The organism is Nocardioides humi, assembly GCF_006494775.1.
In the GTDB taxonomy this organism is placed as follows: Bacteria; Actinomycetota; Actinomycetes; order Propionibacteriales; family Nocardioidaceae; genus Nocardioides; species Nocardioides humi.
The window spans coordinates 3672323-3685547 of the sequence record NZ_CP041146.1 but is presented as its reverse complement, the minus strand read 5'-3'; the positions used below and the strand labels follow the sequence as shown (position 1 = coordinate 3685547).

8 protein-coding genes are annotated in these 13225 nt (G+C 73.0%); 2 read left to right on the top strand and 6 right to left on the bottom strand.

The annotated features are described in order from the left end of the window. Positions 1-80: 80 nt before the first annotated feature. Complete coding sequence (locus tag FIV44_RS17975) at positions 81-3029, bottom strand: AfsR/SARP family transcriptional regulator (protein ID WP_219996068.1); 2949 nt, start codon at positions 3027-3029, stop codon at positions 81-83. Positions 3030-3291: 262 nt separating this feature from the next. Then, positions 3292-4812, bottom strand: coding sequence for a 4-hydroxyphenylacetate 3-hydroxylase N-terminal domain-containing protein (locus FIV44_RS17970; protein WP_141005634.1), 1521 nt, complete (start codon positions 4810-4812; stop codon positions 3292-3294). Positions 4813-5259: 447 nt separating this feature from the next. On the opposite strand from FIV44_RS17970, the gene FIV44_RS17965 reads away from it, so the two are divergent. After that, on the top strand, positions 5260-6507 hold the full coding sequence (locus tag FIV44_RS17965; RefSeq protein WP_141005633.1) for an MFS transporter: 1248 nt from the start codon (positions 5260-5262) through the stop codon (positions 6505-6507). Between the two features lie 86 nt (positions 6508-6593). On the opposite strand, the gene FIV44_RS17960 is transcribed toward FIV44_RS17965, so the two are convergent. From FIV44_RS17960 to FIV44_RS17945, 4 genes are all read right to left on the bottom strand, one after another. Continuing rightward, the gene (locus FIV44_RS17960; RefSeq protein WP_141005632.1) at positions 6594-7496 is read right to left on the bottom strand and encodes a cupin domain-containing protein; all 903 of its coding nucleotides are present in this window, start codon (positions 7494-7496) and stop codon (positions 6594-6596) included. 124 nt (positions 7497-7620) lie between these two features. Continuing rightward, a complete protein-coding gene (gene lpdA, locus FIV44_RS17955) occupies positions 7621-9003 on the bottom strand; it encodes a dihydrolipoyl dehydrogenase (RefSeq protein ID WP_141005631.1) in 1383 nt (460 codons plus the stop codon). Positions 9004-9028: 25 nt separating this feature from the next. Then, positions 9029-10357 carry a dihydrolipoamide acetyltransferase family protein gene (locus FIV44_RS17950; protein WP_141005630.1) on the bottom strand — a complete coding sequence of 443 codons (1329 nt, stop codon included), beginning with the start codon at positions 10355-10357 and terminating at the stop codon, positions 9029-9031. Positions 10358-10382: 25 nt separating this feature from the next. Then, a complete protein-coding gene (locus FIV44_RS17945; RefSeq protein ID WP_141005629.1) occupies positions 10383-12563 on the bottom strand; it encodes an alpha-ketoacid dehydrogenase subunit alpha/beta in 2181 nt (726 codons plus the stop codon). A 134-nt stretch (positions 12564-12697) separates the two neighbouring features. Here FIV44_RS17945 and FIV44_RS17940 point away from each other — a divergent pair, with 134 nt between their 5' ends. Further along, a complete protein-coding gene (locus FIV44_RS17940) occupies positions 12698-13210 on the top strand; it encodes a VOC family protein (RefSeq protein ID WP_141005628.1) in 513 nt (170 codons plus the stop codon). Positions 13211-13225: the final 15 nt, after the last annotated feature.

Genomic DNA, 13225 nt, shown 5'->3' with positions numbered 1-13225 from the left:
GGATGCCCTCCGTACGGCTCGACACTGGGAGTCCGAGTGTGAGGAGGGACATGTTTATGGAGGCGAAATCGGCACGGTCCTCACCGGCGGAACTGCGTCACCAGGCGTCGTACGTCGTCCGACGGCGGGACGCCCAGCTCCCGCATCCGTGCGGCGTAGCGCTGGTACAGCGCGAGCACGGCGTCGTCGCTCCCGGTCCCCTGGGCGAGCCTGATCGCCAGCTGCCAGGCCTGCTCGCGGTAGGGATCCTCCTGCAGGACCTCGTCGATCCATCCCTTCGCCTCCCGGTACCGGCTGAGCTGGTAGGCGATCGTCGCCGCGTCGACCCGGGCGGCGAGGAGCGCCTCCCGCAGGTCCTCGCGCCGCTGGTTCAGCCACTCCCCCGACATCGACTTCAGGAACGGCCCGGACCGGGTCGCGGCGATGGCCCGCTCGAGCGTCGCCAGACGGGTCGTGCCGTCCTGCCGACCGGCCTGGGCGATGAGGTCGACGGTGAGCTGGGCCGTTCCCAGTGCGAGGTCCGGGCCGGCCAGGCTGAAGACGTCGCCGTCCTGGGCGGGCGACAGCTCCTCGGGCAGCACCTCCCGCAGGCGGTAGAGGGCCTGTCGCAGGTAGCTGCGCCCGGCACCGTCGTTGCGACCGCCGAACAGGGCGCCGAGCAGCTCCACGCGGCTGGCCCGGCGCGCGGGCGCGCCCAGCAGGTAGCTGAGGAGCTCCACGCTCTTCGTCAGCCGGGGCTGCACCACGGCGCCGTCGACGGTCAGGACGGGGTCGCCGAACTCCTCCAGCACGAGCCGGGGGGCCTCGACGTGGACGCTGACATGGCTCTGTCCCGAGAGGACCGCGAGGGCGCGGTGCCACGGCGACGTGCGGGTCGCGACATTGTCGGCCGACCGGGTGGCGACGGCCGGCATGTCGGCGAGGGCGGTCAGCAGCAGGTGCTGCGACCCGAGCTGGGTGGCGCACTCCATCGCGAACTCCGCGGTCTCGTCCGACTCGTCCTCGAGGCCCAGGCGCCACTGTGCCTCGGCCAGGTAGACGGCGGCCGCCGGCAGGTCGAGCTGCCGGTCGCCGCGTCTCATGCTGCCGAGGCAGGCGGCGAGCAGGTCGTGCGCCTCGGTGTCGCGGTCCTGGTGGAGCAGCGACAGGCCGGACCACAGCCGCCAGGCGTCGCGGGTGAAGGCGTAGTCGAGCGCTCCGCCGGACGCCGCGTCGGCGAGGACCCGGTCCGCTGCCGGGGCGTTCCGCTCCAGGCGGAGGAGGAGCTTCGCCTCCGCCAGCAGGCTCATGTTGTGGAACACCACCGAGCCGGTCGTGGCGATCAGCTCCCTGCCGTGCCGGAGCAGCGCCCAGGCCTCGTCGGCCCGGCCGACGTCCAGCATCAGGTCGACGGCGTCGATCGCGTGGAGCCAGACGGGCTGGTCGGCGCCGCTGCGCTCGGCGTACTTCGTCATGGCCTCGTCGAGGCGCCCGGTCGCGCGCAGCGCGGCGACCACCCAGGGACCGCCCAGGATGGTCCGCCAGGGGTCGAACGAGCCCGGCTCGTCGAGCCCGTCGAAGCGGCCCCGCATGTAGGCCAGGCGCATCAGGAGGCCGTCGAGCGGGCCCGACGGCATCGTCGACAGCTGGGGGAGCTCGGGCGGGCGCTCGTCGGCGGCGAGCCCGATCAGGGTCTGGACGATCTCGCGGTTGCGCCCCTCGGGCACCCGGCCGGCGATCACCCGGGCCTCGGACAGCCGGCCGGAGTGCCACAGGCACCACGCGGCGAGCACGTGCGCCTCCTCGAAGCCCGGCTCGCCCGGCGCGGGGAGCCAGGCGTCGCCGTACCGGTCGATGAGGTCGACGCCCCGGCCGCACTGCTCGAGGGCGAACGCCACGCGCAGGACGACGGACCCGATGACGGGATTCGGAGGCTGTGACGTCGCGCCGAGGGTGTCCAGCCATCGCGCCGCCAGCGAGAAGTCCATCCGCGCCACGAGATGGGGCAGGGCGTCCGCGGCCAGGCGGCCGGCCGCATCCAGGTCGCCGAGCCGCAGCAGCTCGTCGACGGCCTCCTCGCGCTCGCCACGCGCGATCAGCACCTCGGCGTACCGGCGCCGCACCTGGTCGCGCGTCGTCGCGTCCTCGCTGTCGAGCGTCGCGCGCAGGAAGTCCCGGAAGACGGGGTGCGGGGTCAGCCGCTGGCGGTCCGCCGACCAGGTCACGGGGAGATGCCGCTGGCGCAGGCGGGCGACGAGCTGCGCGGCGTTCGCCTGGCCGAGCGACCGGGCGCCGTCGATCGTCACCTCGCCGAGGAGACTGGTGTGGACGAGGAAGGTCTGCTCGGCCGGCGTGAGCGAGCCGAAGATGTTGGCCGACACGTAGGCACGCACGGAGTCCGGATCGGTCGGGCCGGCCTCGGGGCGCGCCCAGCCCTCGAAGAGCACGCCGGTCACCCACCCGCCGGTGGCGGCGAGCACGCGGTCCGGGTCGGCGTCCTCGCGGCCGACCGAGACGAGCGCGGAACGGGCCTCCTCGCGGTCGAAGGCCAGGTCCTCCTCGGTGAGCCGGCCGACCAGCCGGTGCTCACCGGACGATCCGAGGTCGAGGTGCAGGTCCTCGCGCGAGACCAGCACCAGGTTCACCTCGGGCGGCAGGTACTTCGCGAACGAGGAGAGGACCGCGAGGCAGCCCTCGTCGGCGGCCACCCGCTCGACGTTGTCGCACACTACGACCATGCCGCTGCCCTGGAGGCTCTCGGCGAGCAGCCCGGCGGCCTCGCCGATCTGGAGGTTGCTGCTCAGCGCGTCCGAGGCGACGTCCGCGGCGCCGGGCACGTGCGCACCGACCGCGGCCTCCAGATAGACCAGGAGGCGGCCGGCGGCCTGCTCGGTCCCGTCCAGCGTCAGCCAGGCGACCGGGCGGTCCAGGCCGCGGAGGGCGAGGACGACCGCCGTGGTCTTGCCGGCGCCGGCGGTGCCCAGCACCTCGACGACCCGGTGGTCCCCGAGGAGGTCGCGCAGCCGGACCGTGAGCCGGTCGCGGACCACGACGTCGTGGGCGGGCTCGGGACGCTGGAGCTTGCGCCGGATGATGAAGCGGTGCGCGCGATCCGGGGCGGGGCACCCGCAGGCCTGGTCTCGTCACGGCTATCCACCACGCGCACGCCTCCGACCATCGGACCGACTGCCCCACGATCCGGGACACAGTACTGGAGCGGGATCCCGCCCGCCGCCGACCCCGAGAACGCGGCCCGGTACGGCGACGGGCGACCCCGGGACGAGACCCGGTGGCCGCCCGTGCCGGACCGGCTCAGCGAGCGGCAGCGTTGTCGAGGGCCCGGGCATAGTCCGCCTGCGCGGTGTAGTCCGTCTCCTCGACCGTCTCCTTGCCGATGCCGCACACCTTGCGCGCGAGGTCCGCGAACGGGCCCGACGGCGCGAGCTCGGCGCGCTTCATGGTGAGCATGCGCGTGCTCAGCATGGGCGTGCCGTTGAACTGCTCGAAGGTGCTGATCCGGTCGCCCCAGTCGGAGAGGAAGAGGTCGCGGATGACCCGCGAGATCTTGACCCGGTCGTGGGGCTCTCCGACGGCACCCCGCTGCAGCGGCTCCAGCCAGTCGTGGAGCTCGGGGTTGTTCCACTGCTCCTCGGTGGGGAAGAGGAGCGAGGCCCGGCCGGCGAGGTCGACCACCTCGTTGCGCATCTCGGCGAACCGCTCGAGGTAGTACGAGCGGCCGAAGTCGAACAGCAGCACGTTCGGCTTGTAGAGGCCGGCCGGCGAGACGAAGCCCTCGGTCTCCGAGGCGACGACATGCGCCTTGAGGGTCTGGTGGAACTCGACCAGGCGCGCGATCCGGGCCTGGACGGGCGGCAGCTGGTAGGTGCCGATGTGCTCGGTCATCAGCAGCGCGAGCCCGACCATCAGCTCGGCCCGGACCATCTTCCGCACGAGCGCCTCGTAGTGCACCCAGTCGAAGATGCGCTGCGGGTAGAGCGCGGCGTGGTCGGGGTTGCCGATGTGGAAGACCCGCTTCCAGGGGATGAAGACGTTGTCGAACAGGACGATGCAGTCCAGCTCGTCGCCGCTGGAGGCCAGCGGGTGGTTCTCCGGGTCCCCGTCCCGCACGGTGCTCTCCCGGGCGACGATCGTGACGCCGGCCTCGTTGGCCGGCACCGCGGCGTAGATGACCTGCTCCGACGGCATGCCGGGGCGGAAGAAGACGCCGAGGTGGATGTAGTCGGCGAAGGGCGTGCCGGTGCTGACGGCCTTGACGCCGGAGACGACGATGCCGTCGTCGCGGGTCTCGACGATCCGCAGCATGGTCGAGTTCTTGGCGGCGTCGGGGTCCGACCGGTTCAGCTGGGGGTCGATGAACGCGAAGCAGGCGTTCAGGTCGCCGGCCTCGACCTCCGCGAGGAACTCCCGGATGCCGACGGTGAGATCGCGGCCGTCGGTGCCCACCGACGTGTCGCTCCACGGCTGCGGGTCCTCCTCGTAGGTGATGAGGCACATGGCGTTCGCCGCGGGCGTGCGCGGCGCCGAGCCGGCGCCGAGCTCGCGGATCACGGTCTCGAGGTACGCACGGCGGCGGCGCAGCCCCTCGAGGTCGGTGTGCTTGAACCACATCATCGACTTCCGCTCGCCGTCGGCGTCGACGAAGGTCACCACGTCCTGGAGGTCCGGCCGGTGGTGGAGGTCGTAGAACTGCGCCGTCCGCCGCGCGAAGGCGCGCGTCGACGGGTGCGTCGTGACGTCGTCGACGCGCTCGCCGCCGACCCAAAGGACCCGGCCGTCCCGCAGGGACTCCAGGTACTGCTCTCCAGTTCGCATGGACAATTCCTCTTCCGAATCAACGGCGAGCACACTGTGTGCCCGCTCCTGCGGCGCTCTCGGGATCCCGACCGCCGGCCCGCGCCGGCCCGTCCCGGACCGTGGGATGTGACGCTAGGCACGTCGTGTTAGCGCCGGCGTAATCGCTCGGCCGCCCTCGTGGGGCCGGATACGCCGACAGCACCGCTTCACGACGGTGACCGTGCGGGCGCGGCCCGTCCCCGGCGGCCGGGAGCCGCCTGTTAGCCGGGCTGTTAAGCGTCCTTGCCCCCGCGCTCGGCTGTGACTTAGATCATGCCGTCTCGGAAGTGTCACTTAACGCCAACAGCAATCCTTAACACGCAAGGAGACAGCGCGTGATCAGCTCATCCCAGCCCGGCTCACCGCCGGCGACCGGCCTCCCCGACGCCGTACCCGGTCCCGTCCCCACGACGATCGGGGGAGGTCATGGCTGACTCCCGGCGCGCCGGCGCCCGAGCGCCGTGGGTCGTGGTCGCCCTCGGCTTCTCCGCGGTCGTCTTCGACGGCTACGACCTCATCGTCTACGGCTCGGCCGTGCCGTCGCTGCTCGGCCACCCCACGTGGGACCTGAACCCGACCCAGGTCGGGAGCATCGGCAGCATGGCGCTGGTCGGCATGTTCTTCGGCGCGGTCGGCATCGGAGCGGTCACCAACCGCATCGGGAGCCGGCGCGCTTTCATCGGGTGCCTGATCTGGTTCTCGGTCATGATGCTCGCGGTCTCCGCGGCGCCGACGCCGCTCCTGCTGGGGCTCACCCGCTTCCTCGCGGGCCTGGGCTTCGGGGGCATCGCGCCGGTGGCGATCGCGCTGGTGACCGAGGTGGCGCCGGCCCACCGCCGCGGACTCTTCAACGCCATCATGCTCAGCGGCTTCCCGATCGGCGGCGTGTTCGCGGCCATCGCGGGCATCACGATGCTGGAGCCCTTCGGGTTCCGGACCCTGTTCGCCCTCGGCGGCCTGCCCCTGGTCACCCTGGTGCCGATCGCCCTGCTGTACCTGCCGGAGTCGCCGCGGTTCCAGGAGCAGGACCGGGCGACGGCCTCGACCCAGGGCCTGCTCCGCGGCCGCTCGGCCGTCGCCCTGGCGCTGCTGGCGGTCGCCAATGTCGCCGGCTTCCTCCTGGTGTTCGGGCTCAACACGTGGCTGCCGCAGCTGATGCGGGAGGCCGGCTACCCGCTCCAGTCCGCGATCGGCTTCCTGCTGGTGTTCAACGTGGGGGCCGTGGGCGGCGGGCTGCTCGGCAGCGCCCTGGCCGACCGCCGCGGCCCGCGCGGCGTGGCCACCGTCGCCTTCCTCGTCGGCGTGGTCTCCATCGGGCTGCTCGCCGTCGAGCTGCCGACGGCCGTGCTGTACCTCCTGATCGGGATCGCCGGCGCCGCCTCGGTGGGGACACAGATGGTCGTGTTCGGGTACGTCGCCGTGCACTTCCCGGCCGATCACCGCCCGGCGGCCCTCGGCATCGCGACCGGGTTCGGCCGGCTGGGCTCCGTCGCCGGCCCCATCGTCGGCGGCGTCCTGGTCAGCTCGGGCGTGAGCTTCGGGTGGAACTTCGCGGCCTTCGCCTCCGTGGCGCTCGTCGGCGCCGTGGCGGCCGCCGCCGTCCCGACGCTGGCCGCTCGCGAGGACCGCGTCGAGGCCGCCGTCGGCGTGGCGGACGCACCCGCCGTGGGCTGACCCGGCGTACGCACATCGGCCCTGGGACCGCGTGGCACCCCACGCGGTCCCAGGGCCGATCGTCGTCGACGGCCGGACGCGGCCGGTCAGCCGAGCGGCGTCAGGTCCGCCCAGTCGTTGTGGAACGTGAAGCCGTTGGCGGCCGGCGGCAGCGGCGACTGGGCCTCGATCCAGCAGACCGGCTCGTCGCCGATCGGCGTGAAGCCGTGCGAGGCGCCGGTGGGCGCGAAGATGAGGTCGCCCGCCTGGACCGGCGTCGTCACACCGTCGAAGGAGGCCATCGCCTTCCCGCCGATGAGGTAGTAGAGCTCCTCGAAGGTGTGGAAGTGCTCCTTCGCCGTCACCGGGATCGCGTCGGACGGCGTGAACTGGACCATGAACATGGTGTGCTGCCGGGCACCCAGCAGGTCGTCGACCATCATCCTGATCTGCACGTTCTGGATGTTCGCCCCGTGGTAGCCGGGCATCGAGATCGACCCGGGAGGCGCCATGTCGGACTCCTCGAAGTGGCCGACGTACGGGTTCAGCGGGCTGAGCTCCACGACGGCGCGGCCGGAGGTCGGCGGCTCGACGTCGGGGGCGGCGTACACGCCCCACGGCGCGCGGCCGTTCATCGGGCGGGGCTGCGGGGCGTAGAGCCGGAGCAGGCGGACCGGCTCGTCGGAGAGGTTCGCCCAGGCGTGTCCGTGGGCGAACGGCACCAGGCCGAAGTCCCGCTCGGTGAGCTGGTAGTGCGTGCCCGCGAGGTTCAGCAGCGGCGTGCCCTGCAGGACGAAGAAGGACTCCTCGAACGGGTGCAGGTGGCCCTGCACGTGGCCGCCCGGCGCGATCTCGACGATCGCCACCGCGATGTGGGTCGCCGCGTTCGCGTGCCCGAGCACCTCCGTCACCGTCACCCCCGTCCCCGGCTCACTGGGGTGGTCGGTGGCCGGCGTGGTGTCCTCGGGCCGGATGATCGTCGATGCTCGTGGTGCTGCGGGCGTTGCCATGGTTGCGGTCCCTACTTCCGGTGGGTGGGTCGGGCGCAGGGAACGGCCCCCTGCGCACGTCGGGCGATCGTCGTCGACCACCCGTTAGCGGGCGGTGAGACGAACCGCCCCGGCTCGGGCGGGCTCATCCGTGGGCATGCAGCGGCCGGCCCGCCAGGGCCATCGCCGCCTCGCCCAGCGCCTCGTTCTGCGTGGGATGGGCGTGGATGTACAGCGCGAGGTCCTCCGCGGTCGCCTCCCAGCCCACGGCCAGCGCGGCCTCGCCGACCTGCTCCCCCATCCGGGCGCCGATCATGTGCACGCCGAGGATCGGTCCGCCGGCGAGCGCCACCAGCTTGACGGTGCCGGCTGTCTCCAGGATCTGGCTCCGGCCGTTGCCCGCCAGGTCGTACTCGACGACCTCGACCCCGTCGCCGTACCGCTCCCGGGCCTGGGGCTCGGTCAGGCCGACCGAGGCGAGCTCCGGGGTGCAGTAGGTGACCCGCGGGATCTGGCTGTCGACCACGACCGCGGGTGCGAGTCCCGCGATCTCCTCGGCGACGAAGATGCCGTGCGCGAAGCCGCGGTGGGCGAGCTGCAGCCCCCGGACCACGTCGCCGACGGCCCACACCCCGGGCACGCCGGTCGCGAGCCGCTCCGTGGTCTCGACCCAGCCGCGGTCGGTCCGGATCCCGGCGTCCTCCAGCCCGAGGCCCGCGGTGTTCGGGCCGCGGCCGACCGCGACGAGGACGACATCGGCCTCCAGCCGCGTGCCGTCGCCCAGGGTGACCGTGGCGTCCGCGCCCTCGCGGTCGACGCCGGTCACGGCCGTGCCGGTCCGGACGTCGATGCCGCGCCGCCGGAAGGCCCGCTCGAGCTGCCTGCCCAGGGTCGGGTCCTCCAGCGGGACCAGGCCCGCGAGCGCCTCGACGACGGTGACCTCGGCACCCAGCGAGCGCCAGGCCGAGGCGAACTCGACGCCGATCACGCTGCCGCCGATCACCACCGCGCGGCGGGGGACCCGGGTCAGCGCGAGGGCCTCGCGGCTGGTGACCACCGGCCCGCCCACCTCGATCCCCGGGAGTGAGCGCGCGACGGACCCGGTGGCGATCACCAGGTGGCTGCCGTCGTACCGCACGCCGTCGACGTCGACCGCATGCGACGAGACGAGCCGGCCCTCGCCCCGGATGACGACCACCCCGCTCGAGCGCAGGAGACCGGAGAGGCCCTTGTGGAGCCGGCCGACCACGCCGTCCTTGAACCGGTTGACCGCGGCGGCGTCGATGCCGCCGAGCGTGGCGTCCACGCCCACGCTGCCCGCCTCGCGGACGACGTCGGCGACCTCCGCGGCGTGCAGCACCGCCTTGGTGGGCACGCACCCCTGGTGGAGGCAGGTGCCGCCGACCTCGTCGCGCTCGACGAGCCCGACGGTCAGGCCGAGCTGTGCGGCGCGCAGCGCGCAGGCGTACCCGGCGCTGCCCGCTCCGAGGATCAGGACGTCGAAGGACGTCGTGGTGTCCTGGCTCATCGGCGTTCTCCTTCGTCCGCGCCGCTCAGACGAGCAGCCGGTAGGGGTTCTCCAGCGCCTCGACGAGGGCGCCCATCCAGCGGGCCGCGAGCGCGCCGTCGATCGCCCGGTGGTCGACCGAGAGCACGAGCGACACGACGGTGCCGACCTCCAGCGCCCCGTCGACGACGACGGGCTGGGGCGTCGCGGCCCCCACGGCGAGGATCGCGGAGTGCGGCGGGTTGATGATCGCGCTGAACTCGTCGACGCCGAACATGCCGAGGTTGGTGACGCTGATCGTGCCGCCCTCGAGCTCGTGCTGCTTCAGCGCTCCCGCGTTCGCCCGCTCGACGAGCGCGCGGACCTCGGTGGACACGGCGCCGAGGGCCATCCGCTCCACCGAGCGCAGCACGGGCGTGACCAGTCCGCGCTCCGAGGCCACGGCCACCGCGATGTCGGCCGTGTCGTAGCGGAGCATCGCGTCGTCGGACCACACGACATTGGCCTCGGGCACGGCGACGAGGGCCTCGGCCACCGCGCGCAGGACGAAGTCGTTGACCGAGATCCTGTGCCCGGTGCGCTCGTTCAGCTCCGCACGGAGCGCCAGGAGGGTGTCCAGGCGCGCGGTCCGCTTGAGGTAGAAGTGCGGGACCGTCTGCTTGCTCTCCGACAGGCGGCGGGCGACCGTGCGGCGGAGCCGGCTGTGCTCGATCGTCTCGACGGGCTCGCCGGCGGCGGGGCGGTCCGCGCGGCCGGTGGGCGCCGGCGCGGGGGCGTCCTGCGCGGGGGCGTCGGGCGCTGCCTGCGCCGCGATGTGCTGCTCCACGTCACGGCGTACGACGCGGCCACCGGGCCCGGTGCCGCTGATCCCCGCACCGTCGAGCCCGGCCTCGCGCAGCAGGCGCCGGGCGATCGGGCTGATGAACGGGCGCGATGTCGCCGGAGCAGGCGCGGCGGCGGGGACCGGTGCCTCCGCCGCCGGAGGTGCGGGGCGCGCGGGTGGCGCGGGCGGCCCGGCGGGGATGGCCGGGGCGGGCTCGGGGACGTCGCGCCGCTCCGGGGCGGGGACGCCGGCGCCCGACCCGGCGTCGACGCCCAGCCCGCGGAGCAGCTCGTCCGGGTCGCCGGCGAGCTCCGCGCGCGACCCGAGGAGCGCGATCGGGGAGCCGACCTCCACCTGACGGGACTCCTCGACCAGGAGCCGGATCACGACGCCCTCGGTCTCGGCCTCCACCTCGACCTGGGCCTTGTCGGTCTCGATGACGGCCACCGGATCCCCGGCCGCCACGGCGGCGCCCTGCTCGACCAGCCACTGGGACAGCACGGCCTCGGCCGCCCCGGCGGCGACCTCCGGCATTCTCATCAGTTCGGCCACGACGCTGCTCTCTTCCTGGAGGGACTCAGAGGTTGGGGAGGTCACGCAGTGCTGCGACGACCTCCTCGGTCCGGGCGATCGCCGCGCGCTCGAGCACCTTGCTGATGCTGGGCGAGGCCTCGCGGCCGGTCACGCGCCCGACCGGCGCGTCCAGCCAGTCGAAGAGGCGCCGCTGGATCTCGTCGGCCAGCCAGCCGCCGTACGACGTGCCGGTGGCGCCCTGCTCGACGATGAGGACCCGGTTGGTCTTGCGGACGCTGCGCTCGATCGTCTCCCAGTCGAGCGAGGCGCGGTCGAGCCAGCGCAGGTCGATGAGGTCCGCCCGGACGTCGGTCACGATGTCGAGCGCCTCGAGGCAGTGGTTCACCATGCTCAGGTAGGAGATGACCGTGACGTCGTCGCCCTCCCGGCGCAGGGCCGCCTTCCCGACCGGCAGGCGGTAGTCGAGGTCGTCGACCGGGCCGGGGCCGGACGACGCGTAGAGGTCGACGTGCTCGAGGACGACGACGGGGTCGGCGCAGGCGAGGGCGGTGTTCATCAGGCCGACGTAGTCGAAGGGGTTGGAGGGGGCGACCACCCGCAGCCCGGGCGCCGTGGTCAGCACCCCGGCCGGGTCCATCGAGTGCTGCGAGCCGTAGCCGGTCCCGGCCGCCAGCTTGCTGCGGAGCACGAACGGCACGGCCGCGTCGCCCCCGAACATGTGCCGTGCCTTGGCCACCTGGTTGAACAGCTGATCGGCGGCGACCCACATGAAGTCGGCGTACATGTACTCGACGACGGGCCGGAACCGCCCGTCCAGCGCCATCCCTCCGGCGAGGCCGGTGAAGGCGTTCTCGCTGATCGGCGTGCCGATCACGCGCTCCGGGAACAGCTCGAGCGGACGGCGGGTGGCGCCGTTGGTGCCGCCCTTGAGCCCGTCGACGTCCTCGCCGAGCACCACGACGGACGCATCGGTCTCCATCCGCCGGGCCATGACGTCGGAGACCACGTCGATGAACCGGCGCTCGGCGATCTCGCCGTCGAAGGCGTCGCTGTCGGCGTACCGGCTCCCCGCCAGCTCGCCGAGATCGCCCCGCACGCCGACGTCGACGAAGCCGGGGTCGGGCCAGCGGTCGGCCACGATCCGGCGCTGGCCGGGCTTCCCGTCCGGGTCCGCCTCGAGGAACGAGTCGCCGATCCGCGCCATCGCGGCGGCGATCGCCTCCTCCAGGTCGACGACGGCCTGCTCCTCGACGAGCCCCCGGTCGAGGACGTGCGCTCGCAGCTGCGCGATCGGGTCGCGTTCGCGCCAGGCCTGCTCCTCCGCCTTGTCGCGATAGCCGAACGCGCTGCCCGGGTAGGGCCCGTTCTGGTGGAAGTAGCGGTACATGTCCGCCTCGACGATCGTCGGGCCGTTGCCGGCGCGCATGTGGGCCACGGCCTCCTGCATGGCGGCGTGGACCGCGAGCGCGTCCATCCCGTCGACGCGCCAGCTGGGGATGCCGAAGCCCAGGCCCCGCGCGGACAGGCGGGTCTCTGCGGTCGACTTCCCGACCGGGGTCGAGACGGCGTACTGGTTGTTCTCGATGAAGAAGCACACCGGCAGCCGCCACGCGGCCGCCAGGTTGAAGGTCTCGAGGACGGAGCCGATGTTGACCGCGCCGTCGCCGAAGTAGGTGACGGTGACGGCATCGGTCCCGGCGTGGAGCTGGTTCCACGCGAAGCCCGCCGCCTGCGGGACACCGCCGCCCACGATGGCGTTGGTCCCCATCGCGCCCGCGTCCTTCCACTGCAGGTGCATCGAGCCGCCCCGGCCACGGCAGTAGCCCTCCGCGAGACCGCAGATCTCGGCGAGCGTGCGGCGCAGGACGTCGTCGACCGCGGGGGTGAGCGTGGGCAGCGCGCCGGGCGTGGGCTCGAGGACGTGCTCGAACGCCTTCGCCAGGAACTGGTGGTGGCCGCGGTGGGAGCCGTTGACGTAGTCGTCGGACCGGAGGCCGACGATCGAGCCGACCGCGCCGCCCTCCTGGCCGATGCTGGAGTGCGCCGGGCCGTGGACCAGGCCCTGGGCCGCCAGCTCGAGGACGTACTCCTCGAAGGTGCGGATCCACTGCGCCTCGGCGAACAGGCGGAGCAGCAGGTCGCCGTCGGCCTTCCTGCGGTCCGCGTCGGTCAGGGCCAGCTGCACCCAGGGAGCTCCGGGTCGGAGGTTGGACCGGCGTGCCATGGCGTGCTCCTTCGATCGAGTCAGCGTCAGATGCATCCATTCACTGCGGGAGTGATGGTGATTTGACGCTTAACACCGTACAGTGACGCTAAACATAGACCTCTCTTTGGATCCATTGCAACCGGAGGAACGCGATGAGCAAGCCCCCCGCCCTGCCGGCGGTCCGACGCGTCGACCACATCGGCTTCACCGTCCCGGACCTCGAGGAGGCGCACGACTTCCTGGTCGACGTGCTCGGCTGCGCGTACCTCTACCGCCTCGGGCCGTTCGCCGACGGCGGCTCGTGGATGAGCACCCACCTGCGGGTCGAGGACCGCACCGTGATGCGCGAGCTCCGCTTCTACCGCCTCGGCGGACAGGCGATCTTCGAGGTCTTCGCGTACGACGCCGCGGACCAGGCCCGCCGGGTGCCCCGCAACAGCGACGTCGGCGGGCACCACGTCGCGCTCTACGTCGACGACCTCGACGCCGCGATCGCCGTCCTGCACGCCCACGGGGTCGAGGTCATGGCCGGCCCGACGGCCAGTCGCGGGCCGAGCGAGGGGCAGCGGTGGATCTACTTCCTCGCGCCGTGGGGCATGCAGTTCGAGCTAGTCTCCTACCCCGGCGGCAAGGCGTTCGACCACGAGCCGTCCGCCTTCGAGTGAGGAGCCGAGCGAGCC

Coding starts and splice junctions, on each gene's coding strand:
- FIV44_RS17970 (WP_141005634.1), bottom strand. CDS start 4,812: ATGCGAACTGGAGAGCAGTACCTGGAGTCCCTGCGGGACGGCCGGGTC.
- FIV44_RS17965 (WP_141005633.1), top strand. CDS start 5,260: ATGGCTGACTCCCGGCGCGCCGGCGCCCGAGCGCCGTGGGTCGTGGTC.
- FIV44_RS17960 (WP_141005632.1), bottom strand. CDS start 7,496: ATGGCAACGCCCGCAGCACCACGAGCATCGACGATCATCCGGCCCGAG.
- lpdA (WP_141005631.1), bottom strand. CDS start 9,003: ATGAGCCAGGACACCACGACGTCCTTCGACGTCCTGATCCTCGGAGCG.
- FIV44_RS17945 (WP_141005629.1), bottom strand. CDS start 12,563: ATGGCACGCCGGTCCAACCTCCGACCCGGAGCTCCCTGGGTGCAGCTG.
- FIV44_RS17940 (WP_141005628.1), top strand. CDS start 12,698: ATGAGCAAGCCCCCCGCCCTGCCGGCGGTCCGACGCGTCGACCACATC.